We start from the raw sequence: 18,059 nt of genomic DNA, 5'->3' as shown, positions 1-18,059 counted from the left end.
CGCTCGGCTCTTCGTGCGGCCGGGTCAGGAGCCGCTGCCGGTGGGCACCGGCTCCTGCTCCTCCTGGTGAGGCCCGGCGAGGAACTGCTCGGGCTCGCCGGAGTGCTGTCCGGTCCGGTTCCGGGGCCACCAGGCCCTCGGGCCGATCAGTCCGGTCAGCGTGGGCACCAGGAGCAGCGCCATGACGAACGCGGTCAGCAGGATGCCGAACGCCACGGCGAAGCCCATCTGCTGCAGCATGGAGTTGTCCGCCAGCATCAGGACGCCGAAGGTGCCCGCCAGGATGACGGCGGCCGAGCCGATCGTCGGGGCCGACCGGGAGACGGCCAGACGTACGGACTCGGCCGTGGACCTGCCGTTGAGCACCTCCTCGCGCAGCCGCGCCACCATGAGGATGTTGTAGTCGGTTCCGATGGCGACGACGAAGAGGTACACCACGATGGGCAGGGAGAACAGCATCCCGTCCTCGCCCTTGACGTTCTGGAAGAGCCAGACCGCCGAGCCCAGCGTCGCGGCGAAGCCGAGACCGACGGCGAGCATCAGGTAGAGCGGGGCGACGACGCTGCGCAGCAGCAGCCCCAGGATGAGCAGGATGGCGAGCGCGGCGATCGGGAAGACCAGCTTGTAGTCGTGCTTGACGGCGTCCTCGATGTCGGCGAGGACGGCGGTCTTTCCTCCCACCAGCGCCTGCGTACCCTCGGGCGCGTTCTCGTGCACCGCGTCCCTGAGGGGTCCGGAGACCAGGTCGATGGCCCCGTCGGAGGAGGGCCGGAACTTCAGCACCACGTTGTACTGGGCGACGTCGCCCTTGGGGCTGAGGCGGGCCGGGGAGACCTCACCGACGCCGGACACCTTCGCGACGGACTGCCGGAACGAGTCGAGGGCGGTCTTGTCGAGCGGTGCACCCCCACGCGACGTGACGAACACCAGGCTCGGCTCGGTCTCGCCCGCCGAGAAGCTCTTCTGCAGATCCGCGTTGGCCTGGATCGACTCCAGGGACTTGGGGAGCGAACTCTCCTGGTCGAAGCCCGGCTTGAAGCCGAGCGCCCCGATGGCGAGCACGGCGAGCAGGCCCGTGGAGGCGGCGGCGACCAGGCCGGGGCGCCGGGAGGCGAAGTTGCCGACGTTGCCGGCGAGACGGTTCTTCGGGGCCCGCTTCCACGCCTTGGACGGCCAGAACGCCTTCGTGCCGAGGAGCGAGAAGACCGCGGGCACCAGAGTGAGCGCGGCGACGAGGGTGACGGCCACGGAGATCGCGAGGGACGGCCCCATCGCGCGCAGGTTGCCCATGGTGGAGAACAGCAGGGCCAGGAAGGCGACGATCACCGCGCCCGCGGCGGAGGCGATGGTCTCACCGACGCGCGAGACGGAGTCGACGAGGGCCTGCTTGGGCTCACGGCCCTCGCGCAGGTGCTCCCGGTACCGGAACAGCAGGAACAGGATGTAGTCGGTGCCGACACCGAAGAGGACCACGATCAGGATCGCGGAGTTGCTGCTGTCCGCCTCGAGGCCGAAGAGTTCGCTGGCGGTGGCTATCACGCCGTTGGCCACGATGAACATGAGCGCGATGGTCAGGACCGGCAGCAGCGCGATGAGCGGGCTGCGGAAGATGACCCCGAGCAGCACGATGATCAGGAGCAGCGTCGCCATCATGATCATGGCGTCGGTGTCGCCGGCCGCTTCCTTGGCGTCGAGCGCCAGGGCCGTGGGGCCGGTGACGCCCATCTTCAGGCCGCTGCCCCGGAGCTGCTCCTTGCCGTCCTCACGCAGGGTGCGGACCGACTCCAGGCCCTCGTCGGTGGCCGGGTCCTTCTCGGCGGAGACGACGCTGGCCAGCGCCATCCGGCCGTCCTTGGAGACCGCCTCGGGCGAAGTCAGGACCTTGTCGAAGGTCTCGTAGTGCTTCGCCTGGAACTCCTTGGCCACCTTGGCGACCGTGGCCTTGTCGGCAGCCGTCAGCTCGCCGCCGTCGGTCCGCTGGAAGACCACCACGGCAGCCGGGGTCTCCTGCTGCGGGAACGCCTTCTCCTGGATCTTCGTGACCTGGGCCGACTCGTACCGGGAGGGCAGGAAGTCGGCCTGGTCGGTACTGGACTTCAGCTGGGGCGCCAGGGTGGCCAGCGCGACCGCGGCAATGATCCAGGCCAGGATGACCAGCCAAGGCCGGTTGACGGAGAACCGGCCTATCCGTCCGAACATGACGCTCCTTTGGAAAGGGATGGTGGTGCGCGGCTGCAGGACTGCGGCATGGCAGCACCTATGGCCGCCCGGTGTTCGGACGGCGGCGACACAACGCGGGGTGGAGGCAGCGCACGGCACCGGCGCACGCGGGCACGCCGCTGGAGTCGTGGCCGGGTTCGGGCGCTGCCCGTCAAGTCTCACGCGTCAACCCGGAATTGCAGGCTCCGAGCGGGATGATCGACACGTTGTTGACAGCTGGGGGGAAACTTCCGGCCGAATGCCGCCCCCGCCGAGGGGCCCGCGCCCGCCGGACGTCCCCGAGCTGTCCTCTTGCGGACAGCGGAGGTGGATTCCCTGTCCCGGCCGGACGCCCCCTTCCTACCGTTCGGCGTGGTGGGCCGTGACGACGCAGACGCGCCCCGGAGGAGGGGCAGATGTCGCAGGTGGCCACGCCGGTCGCGAAGGCGCGCGGCAGTTCGGTGCTTTTCCGGATCGCGCTGCGGGAGGAGGAGCTGGAACACCGTCTGGCCGCCGGTCTCGGCCGCGTCGAGGAGCGGCTCCTGGAGTGTGCCGCGAGGGCGGCCGACCCGCGGGTGGCCGAGGTGGTCGGCTATCTCGTCGCGGCGGGCGGCAAGCGGCTGCGTCCGCTGCTCACGCTCGTGGCCGCCGAGTTCGCGGAGCCGGGAGCGCCGGGCGTCGTGGACGCCGCCGTGATCTCCGAGCTGGTCCACGTCGCCTCGCTCTACCACGACGACGTGATGGACCAGGCCCGCATCCGGCACGGGGTGCCCAGCGTCAACGTGCGCTGGGGCGATTGCGTCGCCGTCAGGGCGGGCAACTGGCTGCTCGCCACCTCCGCCCGGTTGTCCGCCGGCCTGGTGGCGCAGACCCTGCCACTGCACGCCGAGGCCTCCGAGCGGCTGGTGCGGGGCCAGATGCGGGAACTGCTCGGCCCGGACGCGGACGACGACCCGCTGGCCCACTACTTCAGCGTGGTCTCCGACAAGTCGGCGGCCCTGATGTCCCTCGCGCTGCGGCTCGGCGCGCTCCAGGCCGGGGCGCCCGCCTCCGTGGCCGACGTGCTCGCCGAGTACGGCGAACACCTCGGTGTGGCCTTCCAGATCGCCGACGACCTGCTCGACATCACCTCGCCGTCCGCGCTGAGCGGCAAGGAACAGGGCAAGGACCTGGCGGTCGGCGTGGCCTGCCTGCCCGTCCTGCTCGTCCGGGCCGGCGACGACCCCCGTGACGACGAACTGCGGGCCCTGCTGGGGGCCCCGTCGGGGCTGGCGGGCGCGGCCCACCAGCGCGCACTCGAACTGCTGCGGCGGTCCCCGGCCATGGCCCGGGCCCGCAGTCTCATGGAGGAGCGGCTCGTCCAGGCCCGTTCGGTCCTGGACCGGCTGCCTCCCGGGCCGCCGTCTCGGGCCCTGGACGCACTGTGCGACGTGGTCGCCCGGCGCACGGGACAGCTCCGGCCGGGGTGACCGTTCAGGGGTGCCGGCCCGCCTCCGCCGAACGGGGGAGGCGGATACCGCCCGAGGCTGAGGCGCGGGGGCGCGACAGCGACGAGAGTGGACCGCATGCTCAGGAAGACAAGTCCGGACGTACCGCGCTGGGCCGTCCGCGCCGCCTACGCCGTACCGCTGATCACCCTGCCCTCGGGGCTGTGGCGGATCGCTCTCGCCGCCGGGCTCCCGGTGACCTCCGAGCCGGTGCGCACAGGCTGGGGCGTGGCGTACGTCCTGGTCCTGACGGCGGTCACGGAGGGGCTGGCCCTGCTGACGCTCGGCCTGGTGCAGCCGTGGGGCGAGGTCGTGCCGCGCTGGATCCCGGTGATCGGCGGACGGCCGGTCCACCCGCTCGCGGCGGTGGTGCCGGCGCTCGTCGGCGCGTCCCTCCTGTTCGCGCTGAGCCTCCTGGTCGGTTTCGTCCAGGGCGGCAATCTTGCGGACGGCGCGCTCACCGACACCAGGGCGCAGTCGGTCCTCCTCGTCGTCTGCTACACCCCGCTGCTCGCCTGGGCTCCCCTCCTCGCGGTGTCGGCGGTCGCGTACCACCGTCGGCGGCGCAGTGCCCCGGCTTCCGTGCCGGAAGGGCTGCTCGAGCACCGCTGAGCGGCCGCGGGGCGCGCACGTGCGTCCCGGACTCCACCGGTTCCTTGACATGTATATAGAGGTCTTCAATGGACGAAGGCGCTGCGGCCGGTTGATATCTAGGGTTTGACCCATGTCGACCGAACGGGGGCCCGGCCTCAACTCCGCGGTGGTGACGAGCGATTCGGTCGGCCGAAATCGATGGCACTGATGCCAGTGGCCCGGTCCGGATTCCCCATCGAGGGGTCGGCGACGGACCGGGCCGCCCCCGCGAGGATGGAGTGGAATCCATGCAAGGACACGTGCCGCCGTTCGCGGTGATTTCCGGCGCCCAAGTGGACAGGGTGCTCACTGGGCACGAGCAGCAGGTGACGAAGCTGATCGAGGCCGCCTACCGGACGCACGGCGAGGGCGACACGGTGAACCCGCCCTCCTACTTCCTGCGCTTCCCGGACCGTCCGAGCGCGCGCATCATCGCGCTGCCCGCGTCGATCGGCGGCGGGAGCCAGGTGGACGGCCTGAAGTGGATCTCCAGCTTCCCGGAGAACGTGGCCGCCGGCATACCCCGGGCCTCGGCGGTGCTGCTGCTCAACGACCGGGACACCGGATACCCGATCGCCTGTCTCGAATCGTCCATCATCAGCGCCGCGCGTACCGCCGCCTCGGCGGCGCTGGCCGCCGACGTCCTCACCCGGGAGCACGGCCGCCCGCGCCGGATCGGCTTCTTCGGCGTGGGGCTGATCGCCCGGTACGTGCACACCTACCTCGCCGCGAACGGCTGGACGTTCGACGAGGTGGGGGTCCACGACCTGGCGCCCGAGCACGCCGCGGGGTTCGGTGACTACCTCCGCGGCACCGGCTGCGAAAAGGTCGCCATCCACGAGCGGGCCGAGGACCTGATCCGCCAGTCGGACCTGGTGGTCTTCGCGACCGTGGCCGGTGCCCCGCACGTCACGGAGCCCGCGTGGTTCGCCCACAATCCGCTGGTCCTGCACGTCTCGCTGCGCGACCTGTCCCCGGAGATCGTGCTGGCCTCGACCAACATCGTCGACGACGTCGAGCACTGTCTCAAGGCCGACACCTCGCCCCACCTGGCCGAACAGCTCAGCGGCAACCGTGACTTCCTGCACGGCACCCTGTACGACGTCCTGACGGGGCGGGCGCCCGGGCACGACGGAAGCAGGCCGCTGGTCTTCTCGCCGTTCGGTCTGGGCGTCCTCGATCTCGCGCTCGGCAAGCACGTGTACGACCAAGTGGACGCCGCCGGCGAGCTGACGGTGGTGCCGGGCTTCTTCCACGAACTCAGCCGCTACGGGTCGAGGGGCTGAGGGCTTGCCCATCGTCAGCGTTCCTGAGGAGTTCATTCAGGAGGACCTGTACCTCGGTTTGCACGCGACCATGGACCTGCCGGTCTACCTCAAGTGCGAGGGCTTCAACTTCGCCGGCTCGATCAAGATCAAGGCGGCCACCGAGATGGTGGACGCCGCCGAGCGCGAAGGGCTGCTGAACCCCGATTCGATCCTGATCGAGTCCTCGTCCGGCAACCTGGGCGTGGCCCTCAGCATGATCGCCGCGAGCCGGGGCTACGCCTTCGAGTGCGTCACCGACGCCCGGTGCAACCTGGCCACCCGGCTCCTGATGGAGGCCATGGGAAGCCGGGTGAAGGTGATCACCGAGGAGGACCCGGAACGGGGGCTGCTCGGTGCCCGCCTGGACTACGTGGCCAAGCAGTGCGCGGCCGACCCGCGGTACGTCTGGCTGAACCAGCACGCCAACCCGAACAACTGGAAGGCCCACTACCGAAGGACCGCGCCCGCGATCGCGGACCGCTTCCCGGATCTGGACGTGCTGTTCATCGGTGCCGGCACGACCGGCACCCTGATGGGCTGCGCGCGGTACTTCCGCCAGACCAATCCCCGGGTGACCGTCGTCGCGGTGGACAGCGTCGGCTCCGTCACCTTCGGTACCCCGCCCGGCCTGCGGATGATTCCGGGCCTGGGCGCCGGCGTCCGGCCGCAGCTGCTCGACGAGTCCTTCGTGGACCACGTGGTGCACGTGCCGGAGGCGGAGACCGTCCGGGCCTGCCACCGGCTCGCCCGGACCGGGTTCCTGTTCGGCGGCTCGACGGGAACCGTCATCGCCGGCGCGAGCCGCTGGCTCGCGGAGCACCGGCCCAGGGGCGAGGTCACCGCGGTGGCGATCGCCCCCGATTTCGGCGAGCGCTATCTCGACACGCTTTATCACACCAACTGGGTGCGGGAATTCTACGGTTCGGACGTCCTGGACGGCCTTTCCCAGCACGAGCAGTACACGCACTGACCGGAACGGAGCGAATCAACCATGACGAATCCCTTTGAGGACAAGGATGCCGGCTACTACGTCCTGGTGAACGACGAGGGCCAGCACTCTCTGTGGCCCGCCTTCGTCGACGTACCGCAGGGATGGACCACCGTGTACGGGCAGGACGGCCGGCAGGCTTGCCTGGACTACATCGAACAGAACTGGACCGACATGCGGCCCAAGAGCCTGATCGCGGCGATGGCGCGGCAGGCGGGCTGACGGGCCGCCCGGCCCGGCGTACGGGCACACGTGGACATGGGCGCCGGGTTCCCTCCCCGGCGCCCACAGAGGGCCCGACCGCCCGATGCGCGTCAGCGGCCCGCGGACCCCGGCCTCGGCGCCGGGATCAGGCCCAGTTCGGCGGCCCGCACCCCGGCCTGGAAGCGGGAGCTGGCGCCGAGCAGCGACATCATCTCCGCCACGTAGCGGCGGTAGGTCCGCACCGAGACGGTCAGTTCGCGGGCGGCGACCTCGTCGGTGACCCCGGCTTGCAGGGCGCCCAGGATCCGCTGGGCCAGTGCCGCACGGTCCCGGTCACCGAAGACGACGGTCTCGCCCGCGGGCACGGCGTCGCTCCACACGCTCTGGAAGAACGTGCGCAGGGTGTGCAGCACCTCGGGCACCCGGATCACCGAGGATCGGCGCCCGACGGAGGAGTCGGCCACCACGAGCGCGGCGCTGCCGTCGACGATGAGCGCCTGCAGCGGGGGCATGCGCGACACGCGGACCGCCACCGGCCGGTGCCTGCCGAACTGCTCGCGCACGAACTCCTCGTCGAGCAGCGGCGGGATGGTGAGCAGGCGCACCCCCACCCCCTCCGCCGCGGCGTAGAGCAGCTCCCGTTCGGCTCGGTCCGAGGGGCGTGCCGCCCGGTCCGAGGCGCTCGGCGGCCGCGCGTGGACGATGTCGATGCTGCGGGTGGCCCCCCGGATCAGAGTACGGGCGGTGTCGAGGACGGCGGCGTAGTCGTTCTCGACGGCGGTGATGAGTTGTTCCTGTGCGCTGCGGTCGCGGTGGATGGCCACGGACGACTCGATGAGTGCCCGTACTTCCAGCAGCGCTTGTTCCAGTTCGTCCTCGGGACGATCGGACACGTCTTCTCGCTCTCCCCGTTCCCCTTGGGCCGGGTGGGCGCCCGCGCGGGGTCGCCCACCCGGTGATGACCCTGTCCGGTCAGGCCGACAGCAGGCCGTACTCCACCGCACGAACCCCGGCCTGGAAACGCGAGTTGGCGTCGAGTTCCCGCATGATCTCGGCGACGTACCGCCGGTAGGTGCGCAGGGAGACGTTGATCTCGCGGGCGGCCGCCTCGTCGGTGTGGCCCGCGCGCAGCCGCTCCAGGATGTTCCGGACGAGTTCGGTACGCAGACGGGGGCTGAGCCGCAGGTGGTCCGCCAGGCCGCGGCTGCCGGACCAGGCCCCGGCGAAGAGCAGTTCCAGGGCACGTACGGCGGCGGTGTCGTGGACGACGGCGAACTGCCCGTCGGGCGCGTGTCCGGGCGCCTGGACGAGCGCGACCGTGCCGTCGACCACGAGGACCCTGCGCAGTTCGCTGTCGGTGACGCGTGCGTCGAGACGCGGCTGCGGGAGCCGGCGGAGCCGGTCGGCGGAGACCTGTGTGGCGTCGGTGGTGCACAGCACCCGCACGGTCGCCCGGGCCGGGCCGCGGGCAAGGAGCCGGAGGGCGGATTCGGTGAACTCGCCGGGGCCGGTGAGGGCGATGGCGACGGAGTGCCGGGCGCGGCCGATGAGCTGCTCCATGGCGTCACCGAGCTGGGCGACGCTGTTGCGCGCCACGGGACTGGGAAGGGCTTGGCGCTCACGGTGCATCGACACCGTGGATTCGATCAGGGCCCTGGCCTGGAGCAGTGCGTGCTCCAGATGAGCGGCGTGGCCACCGGCCCAGCCGCCCGTCGTGCGCAGGGCCGGCGGTTCAACTATCACGTCCAATTCGTGTATCCCCCGTGTGTTCAGACCTTGCCTGCCGTTTTCCGCTCCGCGTTCCGTGCCTGTTCGGCAAGGTCGAGGGCGCTACGGGGACCGTGAACCGGTTGCACATTAAATAACCTGGCTCGCGGCCGCCGCTGGGCGGGCAGTAATTAGCTCGAACCGGACAGACACTAGAACGAGTGATCGGATTCAGTCAACTTGCGGCTGAGCGGCATGGATTTGGAGTCGGCTCAACGGGGACTCCATACCATTGATAACAGGACTTGTCGGCGGGTGTCACCAAGTTGCAGTAGCGCTCTGAAAACAGAAGACTCGATTACCACTTCGGTCGCACAGGGTAGGTGCCTCATCACCTAGTGCTGTGCGGCTGTCAACTAGGGGTCATACGGCCGCCCCACAAGGCACTTTCCTGCCTACGGTGACCCTGTGACGACGCGTCCTTCACCCACCCAGAGCACTCCTTCCGCCCACCGCCCGGCTGGCGGCGGGGGAGACTGCGCACCCGGGTGGAGAATTCCATACGGGGCATTACGGTCCGCCTCGGATATATATCAGATACTGCCGGATCCGGCCCCGTGATCATTGAGCCGCCCGCGTAGCGCCGGCCCGAAGCCCTCGTGGCTCGGTTCATGAAGAATTTCCCTGTCGATAACCACCGTCCCGGACGGTGGCCGCTGCGCCGATAGCGTCCCCAATAGTTCCGCCCACTGCCGGCGCCGGACTCGTGAATGGCCTTGTGAAGTGGCAGCTCACGGAACTTCTGTCCTTTCCATCCTTCGACACCGGCCGGGGCCGCACGCCCTGCCGCATCCTGAGGTATCGGAGAATCCCTTGAGCACCGCAGCGCCGCAGAACGTCGCCGACCTGCTTCTGCATGCCGCACAGCAGCACCCCGACTCGGGTATCCGCTACTGCCTGGGCGGTGCGGACGCCGCATACCGTGACCAGAATTACGCCGAACTGCTCGACGACGCCCTGCGGCTGCTCGGCGTGCTGCGCGCGCAGGGCCTGCGGCCGCAGGACGAGGTCGTACTGATCCTCGAGGAGCCGCGGGAGTTCCTCACCGCGTTCTGGGCCGCCGTCCTGGGCGGCTTCGTGCCCTGCCCCGTGGCGCCCCTGCGCGGCGACCCCGACCGCTGGGCCGCCCACCTCGCCCACGTGGACCGGCTCCTCGGCCGCCCCCTCGTCGTCACCAGCGACGCACTCGCCGCCGAACTCCCCCCGGCTCAGGAGTACGTGGCCTTCTCCCTCGGACGGCTGTCCGAGGTCCCGCCCGCCACCCCGGGCACCGCGCGGCCCGAGGACACCGCCGTCCTCATGCTGACATCGGCGTCGACGGGCGCGGCCAAGGCTGTCGTTCTCAGTCACGCCAACCTGCTGGCATCGATGGCGGGCAAGAACGGCCCCCACCGGCTAACCGCCGCCGACACCACGCTGAACTGGGTCTCCTTCGACCATGTGGCGGCCCTCCTCGAATGTCACCTGCTGCCGCTCTCCACCGGCAGCCGGCAGTTGCACGTGGCGGCTCCGGTGATCCTCGGGGAACCCCTGGAGTTCCTCCGGCTCATCGCGCGCCACGGCGTCACCATGAGCTTCACCCCCAACTTCCTGCTCGGCCTCCTCAACGCCGCCGCACCACGGCTGAGCGGGACCGGTGAACGCCTCGACCTGTCCCGGGTGCGCCAGATCATCAGCGGCGGCGAGGCGGTCGTACGCACCACCGGCGAGGCGTTCCTCGACACGTACGCGCCGCACGGCCTCGCCCGCGACACCCTGTGGCCGGCCTTCGGCATGACCGAGACCTGCGCGGGCAGCGTCTACTCCCGGGCGGCCTTCCCCGACGTGGACCGGGGCCAGGAGTTCGCCAGCCTGGGCACCCCGATCGACGGTGTGCACATCCGGATCGCCGGCTCCGACGACCGTGTGCTGGCCCCGGGCCAGGTGGGGGAACTCCAGCTGTACGGGCCCGTGATCACCCCCGGCTACCACAACGACGAGCAGGCCACGCGGAACGCGTTCACCGCCGACGGCTGGTTCCGCAGCGGCGACCTCGGACGCATCGACGACGGGCGGCTCACGCTCGTGGGGCGCAGCAAGGACAGCGTCATCGTCAATGGCGTCAACTACTACAGCCACGACCTGGAGAGCGTCCTGGAGACGCTGGAGGGAGTGGCGAGATCGTACTGCGCGGCCTTTCCCGTCCGCCCGGAGGGCAGCGACACCGAGCAGTTGGTGATCGCCTTCCACCCCGAGGTCCCGGACGCCGACGACGCGGCGCTGCACCGGGTGGTGACAGCCGTCGGCAGCGCCGTGGTCGGCCACTGGGGATTCAGACCGGCGCTCGTCCTGCCGCTGCCCAAGGACGCCTTCCCCAAGACCAGCCTCGGCAAGATCCGGCGCGCCCTCATGCGCGAGCGGCTCGCAGCCGGTGCCTACGACGCCGCACGCCGGGCCGTGGCCGCACTCTCCGTCCAGATGCTCGGCCGGCACGTCGCGCCCGAGGGGCCGGCCGAGCACGCCGTCGCGGAGGTCTACGCCGAGCTGTTCGGCATGGAGCCCGACGCCGTCGGCGCCACCGCCAACTTCTTCGACCTGGGCGGGACGTCCCTGGACATCCTGCGCCTGTGCAGCAAGCTGGCAGAACGGTTCGGCGGGGTCCGTCCGGAGGTCGTCACCGTCCTCAAGGCCCCGACGGTCCGCGCCCTCGCCGCCCGTCTCACCGGAGGGCAGCCGCCCGCACCGGCCGTGTACGACCCGCTGGTGCCCCTCCAGACCGGCGGCACCAAGACCCCGCTGTTCTGCGTGCACCCCGGCGTCGGCGAGGTCCTGGTGTTCGTCAGCCTCGCCCGGTACTTCGCGGGCGACCGCCCGTTCCACGCCCTGCGGGCCCGCGGCTTCGGCGCCCACGAGAAGCCCTTCGCCACCTTCGACGAGATGGTCGACTGCTACGTCCAGGCCATCCGGGCCCGGCAGCCGCACGGCCCCTACGCCGTCGCCGGCTACTCCTTCGGCGCCGCCGTTGCCTTCGAGATCGCCAAGGTGCTCATGTCCCAGGGCGAACGGGTCGACTTCGTCGGCAGCTTCAACCTGCCGCCCCACATCAAGTACCGCATGAAGGAACTGGACTTCACCGAGACCGCCGTCAACCTGGCCTTCTTTCTCGGGCTCATCGACAAGCGGCAGTCCCTGGAGCTGCCCGCCCGGTTGCGCGGCATGCGGCAGGAGGAGCAGCCGGGCGCGCTGCTGGCCGAGGCCGACCCGCAGCGCCTCGCCTCCCTCCGGATGGACGAGAAGAAGTTCGGGGACTGGGCGGCACTGGCCGACTCCCTCACCGACCTCGGCCGCGGCTACGAACCGAGCGGCTCGGTGCCCTCGGTCAGCGTCTTCAGCGCGACGCCCCTGCGCGGCACGAAAGAAGCCTGGATCCGCGACGAGCTGCGCCGCTGGGACGAACACACGACCGGACCGAACCGCTACATCGACGTGCCCGGCGAGCACTACACCCTGATGGGCCCCCGGCACGTCGCCGCCTTCCAGGGGATCCTGCGCGGCGAACTCGACCGCGCCCTGCAAGAGGCCGACCGCACCGCCGCCGCAAGAGCCGCGGCCCGGGGCCACGACCGCCACTGAACCATGACCGGCGAACCGACGACACCACACACCGGGGGGACACGATGCACACGCGTCAGCAGGACCGCACAGCGGCTTTGAGGGGCAAGAAGATCCTGGTGACCGGCGGCACCGGCCAGGTGGCCCGGCCGGTGGCCGAGGCGCTGGCGGAACACAACGAGGTCTGGTGCCTGGGGCGGTTCGGCGCCCCGGGCGTCGAACGCCGGCTCAACGAGCGGTCCATCACCACCCGGTACTGGGACATGACCGACCCGTCGGACCACACGCTCGCCGACGTACCGGACGACTTCACCCACGTCCTGCACTCAGCCGTCCGCCGGGGCGAGGACGGAGACTTCAACGCGGCCGTCGAAGCGAACTCGGTGGCGGCCGGCCGGCTGATGACCCACTGCCGGGCGGCCGAGAGCTTCCTGTACGTGTCGACCGGCGCGGTGTACGCCCGGCAGTCCCTGGACCACCGCTACACCGAGACGGATCCGGTCGACGGGGTCGCCGACTGGCTGCCCGCCTATCCGGTGGCCAAGCTCGCGGCCGAGGGCGCGGTCCGCGCCTTCGCCCAGGTCCTCGGCCTGCCCACCACCATCGCCCGGCTGAACATCGCCTACGGCCCCGGGGGCTACGGCGGAGTCCCGATGCTGTACTTCAAGCGCATGCTGGCGGGTGAGCCCATCGCCGTCCCCCTGGAGGGGCAGAACTGGTGCTCCCTGCTGCACACCGACGACCTGGTCGCCCAGGTCCCCTCGCTGTGGCGAGCCGCCGAGACCCCGGCGACGCTCGTCAACTGGGGCGGCGACGAGGCCGTCGGCATCACCGACTGCATCCGCTTCATGGAAGAACTGACGGGCGTCGAGGCGCATCTCGTCCCCAGCGCGGTCACCAGGGAGACCTACCAGTTCGACCCCACCCTGCGCCGGGCGCTGACCGGGCCCTGCGCGGTCGGCTGGCGCGACGGCATCCGGCGCACCCTGCTGGCCCACTTCCCCGACCACGTCCGCGTGCCCGCCCACCGCTGAGGAGCGTCAACCAGTGAATCCCACCCCCGCCCGCGAGTGCTCACCCCGGCTCGCCCTGGTCCAGGCCGCCTACGAAGCGTTCCGCGCCGGTGACTCCGCCGCCCTCCTGGACGTCCTCGACCCGGAGGTCGAGTGGGTGCACCCCGACGGCATGGCCGACTACGGCCTCGGCGGCACCTGCGTCGGTCACCAGGGAGTCAGGGAGTTCCTGTCCCGGGTGCCCGCGGTCCTCGGCGGGATGCGCCTGTATCCCGAGGAGTTCGTGGAGTCCGGCGACCGCGTCGTGGTGTTCGGCTCCCGCGACGTCACGTCGCTCAGCGGGCGGACCGAGCGGCTGAAGTTCGTGCACGCCTGGACGCTGCGGGGCGGCCGGGCCGTCCGTATGGAGGACGTCTTCGACACCGTCCTCCTGCACCGGCTCATCGAGAGCTGAGCCGGCCGCCCGGCCGGGACCGTCACTGCTGGACCCGGCGGCGGACCGCGTGCAGGATCTCCCTGCGGACGAGCCCGGCCGGCAGCCGGATGAGCGACCAGTACCGGCGGAACCGGCCACGGGCCGCCTCGTCGGCGCCGAAGACCCGGGTCTCCGTGCTCAGGACACCGTCGACGAACCGGAAGTCGAAGGCCACCTTGGTCGAGGCGGGCTCGGCGTAGTCGCGGAACCAGGCCACCCGCGCCCCGTCCGCGTCGTGCGGGGGAAACGGCTCACCGCCCGACACCGCGGCGAGCACCAGCTCCCGGTCGTCACGCATCAGCGTCGTGAAGCCGCTGGAGAGGAACTCCTCGAGGACCGCCCGGCCCGGATCGCGACGCACCCGGCCGAACGACGCGACCCGCAACAGTGTGCAGAACAGTGGCACTTCCGACCACGTGACCTCCGTGACCGCCCGCAGGACGGCCTCGCCCGGCCCGTCGATCCGGACCCGGTGGGGACGCTTGCGGAAGTGCCACTGCGGCATCACTTCGTCGAGCCGCGCCCCGGGAACCTCGCCGGCTCCGCCCCCGGAAGTCTCCTCGGCGGCCATTCAGCGGGCCGTGGCCTTGCCGAAGCTGCGCACGGTGGCCGGGACGATCACCACGAACAGGACCGCCAGGGCCACGAGGGACACCAGGCCCGGGTGTGCGGCGGCGAAGCCGTCGCCGTGGGCGGTGGTCGAGTTGCCCCACAGGCGCCGGCACTGGTCGGTGACCGCGGTCAGCGGGTTCCACTGGGCGACCGCGCGCAGCCAGCCCGGCAGTCCGTCCAGCGGGATGAAGGCGCTGGACAGGAACATGAACGGCATGACGATCACGAACCCGAGCGAGCCCACCGCTTCGGCGTTGCGCAGGACCAGCCCCAGCAGCGCTCCGCCCCAGATGGCGACGAACCCGAGGAGCAGGACCAGACCGAATCCGGCGAGGGCGGACCAGAAGCCGCCGTGAATGCGCCAGCCGATCGCGAACCCGACGACCGACATCACGACGCAGGCGATCGCCGAGAGGAGCAGATCGGACACCGTCCGCCCGATGAGGACGGCGGACCGGGACATGGGCAGCGACCGGAAACGGTCCACGAGACCGTTGTTCAGGTCCTCGCACACGCCCACACCGGTCGTGGTCATCCCCGCCACCATGACCTGGGCGAACACGCCCGCCATGAAGTACTCGCGGTACTCGACGCCCGGCACGTCCATGGCGCTGCCCAGGATGTAACCGAAGGCGAGGACCATGGTCACCGGCATCACGGTGACGGAGAGCAGCTTCTGCGGGACCCGGCGGATGTGCTTGATGTGCCGCCCGATCAGGGCCACACCGTCGACGATTACCTCACTCATGCCGCGTGCTCCGCTTCTGCGTCCGGCTGCGAATCCCGGGCCGGTGTTCCGTGCCCGGTCAGGCTGAGAAAAACATCGTCGAGCGACGGCTTGCGCAGACTGAAGTCGACGATGTGCGCGCCCTCGCCCTTGAGCGCGGTGACCGCGGTGGCGACGGCGTCGATGCCGCCGTCGACGGGCACGGTCACCCGCCGGCCGCCCTCGCCGACGGTCGCCGTGCCGACGCCCCACTCGCGCAGGGCACGGGCGGCGTCCTGGGCCCGTGCCGGATCGGCGAGGGTCACCTCGAGGCGCTGGCCGCCCACGCCCACCTTCAGCTCGTCAGGGGTGCCGTCGGCGATCGTCCGGCCGTTCTTGAGGACGACGATCCGGTCGGCCAGCTGGTCCGCCTCTTCGAGGTACTGGGTGGTCAGCAGCACGGTCGTACCGCGGGCGGTCTGCTCCCGGACCAGCTCCCACATGGCGATGCGGTTGATCAGGTCCAGGCCCGTGGTCGGTTCGTCCAGGAACACCACGGGCGGGTCGGCGAGCAGACTCGCCGCCAGGTCGAGACGCCGGCGCATACCGCCCGAGTACGTCTTGGCCTGACGGTCCGCCACATCGGTCAGCCCGAACCGCTCCAGCAGGTCGTCGGTACGGCGGTGGGCCTCGCGCCGGCCGAGGTGGTACAGGGTCCCGATGAGCCGGAGGTTCTCCAGTCCGGTCAGCCGCTCGTCGACCGCCGCGTACTGTCCGGCCAGGCCGATGTTGCGCCGGACCTCCTTGGCCTGCTTGACGACGTCGAGGCCGACGATCCGGCAGCTGCCGGAATCGGGCCTGAGCAGGGTCGTCAGCAGCCGGACCGTGGTGGTCTTGCCGGAACCGTTCGGGCCCAGCAGCCCCAGGACCGTTCCCGGCGGAACCGCGAGACCGAGCCCGTCGAGGGCCTTGTGACGTTCGTAGCTCTTGGAAAGGTCGTGGGTCTCTATGGCGTACTCCACGCCAGCCTCCTCGATCGATGCAACGACCTGGATCCGTTCGCACACCATCTGCGGCCGTACGTGGTCGCGAGGCCGGCGGATCGACGCCGTCCGTGACGGTCGCGCCTCACCGGCGACGAGCCGGCAGGCGGCCACGACGGTACGCAGTCCGCGGATCGCCCTCCAATCCACTGTGAATATTTCGATATGGCGCGATGAGGGCCCGCTTATAGCACCCTCCGGCCGCGCCGAAGGCATCTCTACACGTTCCTGCAGCGAGCTGCCGCACCGGTGCGGTGGGGCGTGAAAATGGCGTCGACACGGTGGGACGGAGTCTTTTTCGTCCACCGACAGCGAATTGTTTGAGGAGAGTTGGTCATGCACGAGCGAGAGCTCCGCGCCTTCGTCTCGATCGCCGAAACAGGCAGGATGGACCATGCGGCCAAGTGCCTGGGCTATTCCCAGCCGGCCGTCAGCTACCAGATCAAGTGCCTGGAACAGGCGCTGGGCACCAAGTTGTTCGTACGGGACTCGACCGGGGCCCGGCTCACCCGCGAAGGGCGCATGATCCTGCCCTCGGCGCGCGCCATGCTCAGCCTGTTCGAGAGCATCAAGAGCGTCGCCGCCTGACCGCCCGGCGGCCGGCCGCGACGGGCCGCCGGCCGCGTGCGCCCTGCCAGTGTCCCCATGACCCGGGGGCACGGCCAGCAGCGCATTCAGGCTTTGAAACTGGATTGGTCCACGGCCCGTGGCGGTGTCCAGACTCCTCTCGGCGGAGCGGGCCCCGGTCCCCCCGCCGGGGCCGGGTGATCTCGCCGCCGACCACGGGCACAGCGTGCGGAGCGTGGCGGACACCACGCTCCGCCGGCTCGCCGTCGGCCGGGTCACCACCCGCGATGGCACTTTCCGGACACGACTCGGAACGGGCCGGGCACCCCGGCTTAGCGTTGGCGCGCTCGGCGACCTCGGCCGTGGCGAAGAGAGGACGGTGTGGGCACGTTGACACATTCGGTACGGCCGGAACGGGCACGGGAGCGGTGCGGGCCCCAGGCGAAGTTCCCGGCCGCAGGCGCGGCGGGCCGGCGCGGGCGCCCTCCGTACGGCTACCGCGTCACCGCCGGGGCGGACCGGTCGGCGCTCGCGGTCGTCCCCGACGAGGGCGCCGCGGCCGTCGTCCGCCGGATCTTCTCCGAGTATGTCGACGGCAGGGGGCTGCAGGACATCGCCGAGGGCCTGACCGCCGACGGCATCCCCAGCCCGAGCACACGCGGGCACGCCGCGGCCGACGGGACGTCGTACCGGCCGGCCGGGCCGGTCCCCGGTGCGGCCTGGTCCAAGGGGACCGTGCGGTCGATCCTGGTGAACCCGCGCTACACGGGCGGCCCGTCCGCCCCCTTCCAGCCGATCGTGCCGGCCACGGTGGCGGAGCGCGTCGGCGAACTGTTCGCGGCCCGACGGGCGGGCACGGGGCGGACCCGGCCGCCGGGGCGTACGTACGTCCTGCGTGGGCTGGTCCGCTGCACCTGGTGCCACCGGCTGATGCAGGGCACCCACAACAACGGCGAGTCCTACTACCGCTGTCGTCTTCCCGGGGCCTCCGTGCGAGCGGCCGGTCAGGACGAGCACCCGCGCAATGTGTACCTGCGGGAGCAGGCGGCCGTGGGCGCGGTGCTGGCCTGGCTGCGGGACGTACGCGCCGCGGTGCGCGGAGCCGGCTGTGAGCTGGGGACCTTGCCCGACGTCCCGGGCGAGGAGCACGCCGCGCTGTTCCGCTCGCTGGGGCTGCACATGACCTACACCGACACCTCGCGCACCTTGCGGGTGAAGGCCGCGGTCGGCGCCGGGGGCAGGCCCCTGAGCGGCGCGCTGCGCCTGTGACCCGGGACGAGACCGAGGAACCCGACAAGCCGCCGGGCCGGCGGGGCCGAACAGCCCGAAGAGCCTGATGAGTCCGCCGGGCCGAACAGCCCGAAGAGCCTGATGAGTCCGCCCGGCCCGCGGATCCGAACAGCCCGCCCCACGAGTCCGCCGGGCCTGCGGAGCCGAACAGCCCGACGCGCCCGACGAGTCCGAAGA

General features: G+C 71.0%; 16 protein-coding genes. 10 read left to right on the top strand and 6 right to left on the bottom strand.

Annotation, left to right across the window (positions count from 1 at the left end):
* Positions 1-24 precede the first annotated feature (24 nt).
* Positions 25-2,199: an MMPL family transporter gene (locus JK359_RS04165; RefSeq protein ID WP_201831739.1), complete on the bottom strand. Its 2,175-nt coding sequence runs from the start codon at positions 2,197-2,199 to the stop codon at positions 25-27.
* Between the two features lie 416 nt (positions 2,200-2,615).
* Between JK359_RS04165 and JK359_RS04160 the strand changes: the two genes are divergently transcribed.
* The 5 genes from JK359_RS04160 (at position 2,616) to JK359_RS04140 (ending at position 6,836) form a co-directional block, all read left to right on the top strand.
* Positions 2,616-3,668 (top strand): polyprenyl synthetase family protein, encoded by a 1,053-nt coding sequence (locus JK359_RS04160; protein WP_201831738.1) that lies wholly within the window; start codon positions 2,616-2,618, stop codon positions 3,666-3,668.
* 96 nt (positions 3,669-3,764) lie between these two features.
* A complete protein-coding gene (locus JK359_RS04155; RefSeq protein WP_201831737.1) occupies positions 3,765-4,298 on the top strand; it encodes a hypothetical protein in 534 nt (177 codons plus the stop codon).
* Between the two features lie 269 nt (positions 4,299-4,567).
* Positions 4,568-5,605, top strand: coding sequence for a 2,3-diaminopropionate biosynthesis protein SbnB (sbnB, locus tag JK359_RS04150; protein ID WP_201831736.1), 1,038 nt, complete (start codon positions 4,568-4,570; stop codon positions 5,603-5,605).
* Positions 5,606-5,609: 4 nt separating this feature from the next.
* Positions 5,610-6,596: a 2,3-diaminopropionate biosynthesis protein SbnA gene (sbnA, locus tag JK359_RS04145; protein WP_201831735.1), complete on the top strand. Its 987-nt coding sequence runs from the start codon at positions 5,610-5,612 to the stop codon at positions 6,594-6,596.
* Positions 6,597-6,617: 21 nt separating this feature from the next.
* Positions 6,618-6,836 carry an MbtH family protein gene (locus JK359_RS04140; protein ID WP_201831734.1) on the top strand — a complete coding sequence of 73 codons (219 nt, stop codon included), beginning with the start codon at positions 6,618-6,620 and terminating at the stop codon, positions 6,834-6,836.
* Positions 6,837-6,928: 92 nt separating this feature from the next.
* On the opposite strand, the gene JK359_RS04135 is transcribed toward JK359_RS04140, so the two are convergent.
* Positions 6,929-7,711, bottom strand: a complete 783-nt coding sequence (locus JK359_RS04135) for a LuxR family transcriptional regulator (protein ID WP_201831733.1) — start codon at positions 7,709-7,711, stop codon at positions 6,929-6,931.
* Between the two features lie 79 nt (positions 7,712-7,790).
* Positions 7,791-8,561 (bottom strand): helix-turn-helix transcriptional regulator, encoded by a 771-nt coding sequence (locus JK359_RS04130; RefSeq protein WP_307787993.1) that lies wholly within the window; start codon positions 8,559-8,561, stop codon positions 7,791-7,793.
* Positions 8,562-9,398: 837 nt separating this feature from the next.
* Between JK359_RS04130 and JK359_RS04125 the strand changes: the two genes are divergently transcribed.
* From JK359_RS04125 to JK359_RS04115, 3 genes are read left to right on the top strand one after another with little or no spacing between them, the layout of a single operon-like run.
* A complete protein-coding gene (locus tag JK359_RS04125) occupies positions 9,399-12,197 on the top strand; it encodes a non-ribosomal peptide synthetase (protein WP_201831731.1) in 2,799 nt (932 codons plus the stop codon).
* Positions 12,198-12,241: 44 nt separating this feature from the next.
* Complete coding sequence (locus JK359_RS04120) at positions 12,242-13,210, top strand: NAD-dependent epimerase/dehydratase family protein (protein ID WP_201831726.1); 969 nt, start codon at positions 12,242-12,244, stop codon at positions 13,208-13,210.
* Between the two features lie 13 nt (positions 13,211-13,223).
* Positions 13,224-13,643: a nuclear transport factor 2 family protein gene (locus tag JK359_RS04115; protein WP_201831724.1), complete on the top strand. Its 420-nt coding sequence runs from the start codon at positions 13,224-13,226 to the stop codon at positions 13,641-13,643.
* A gap of 22 nt (positions 13,644-13,665) precedes the next feature.
* On the opposite strand, the gene JK359_RS04110 is transcribed toward JK359_RS04115, so the two are convergent.
* Genes JK359_RS04110 through JK359_RS04100 form a run of 3 tightly spaced genes read right to left on the bottom strand, consistent with a single transcriptional unit; the run spans position 13,666 to position 16,004 of the window.
* Positions 13,666-14,235 (bottom strand): hypothetical protein, encoded by a 570-nt coding sequence (locus JK359_RS04110; protein WP_201831723.1) that lies wholly within the window; start codon positions 14,233-14,235, stop codon positions 13,666-13,668.
* Positions 14,236-15,024 (bottom strand): ABC transporter permease, encoded by a 789-nt coding sequence (locus JK359_RS04105; protein ID WP_201831722.1) that lies wholly within the window; start codon positions 15,022-15,024, stop codon positions 14,236-14,238. It abuts the gene before it with no gap.
* On the bottom strand, positions 15,021-16,004 hold the full coding sequence (locus tag JK359_RS04100) for an ATP-binding cassette domain-containing protein (protein WP_307787951.1): 984 nt from the start codon (positions 16,002-16,004) through the stop codon (positions 15,021-15,023). The genes JK359_RS04105 and JK359_RS04100 overlap by 4 nt, the downstream gene beginning before the upstream one ends.
* 357 nt (positions 16,005-16,361) lie before the next feature.
* On the opposite strand from JK359_RS04100, the gene JK359_RS04095 reads away from it, so the two are divergent.
* The gene (locus JK359_RS04095; RefSeq protein ID WP_201831721.1) at positions 16,362-16,613 is read left to right on the top strand and encodes a LysR family transcriptional regulator; all 252 of its coding nucleotides are present in this window, start codon (positions 16,362-16,364) and stop codon (positions 16,611-16,613) included.
* 360 nt (positions 16,614-16,973) lie between these two features.
* On the top strand, positions 16,974-17,861 hold the full coding sequence (locus JK359_RS04090; RefSeq protein ID WP_201831720.1) for a recombinase family protein: 888 nt from the start codon (positions 16,974-16,976) through the stop codon (positions 17,859-17,861).
* The last annotated feature ends 198 nt before the right edge of the window (positions 17,862-18,059 follow it).

Source organism: Streptomyces actinomycinicus, from assembly GCF_016741775.1.
Classification (GTDB): Bacteria; Actinomycetota; Actinomycetes; order Streptomycetales; family Streptomycetaceae; genus Streptomyces; species Streptomyces actinomycinicus.
The sequence above is the reverse complement of the archived record's forward strand: the minus strand, read 5'-3'. Positions and strand labels throughout refer to the sequence as shown.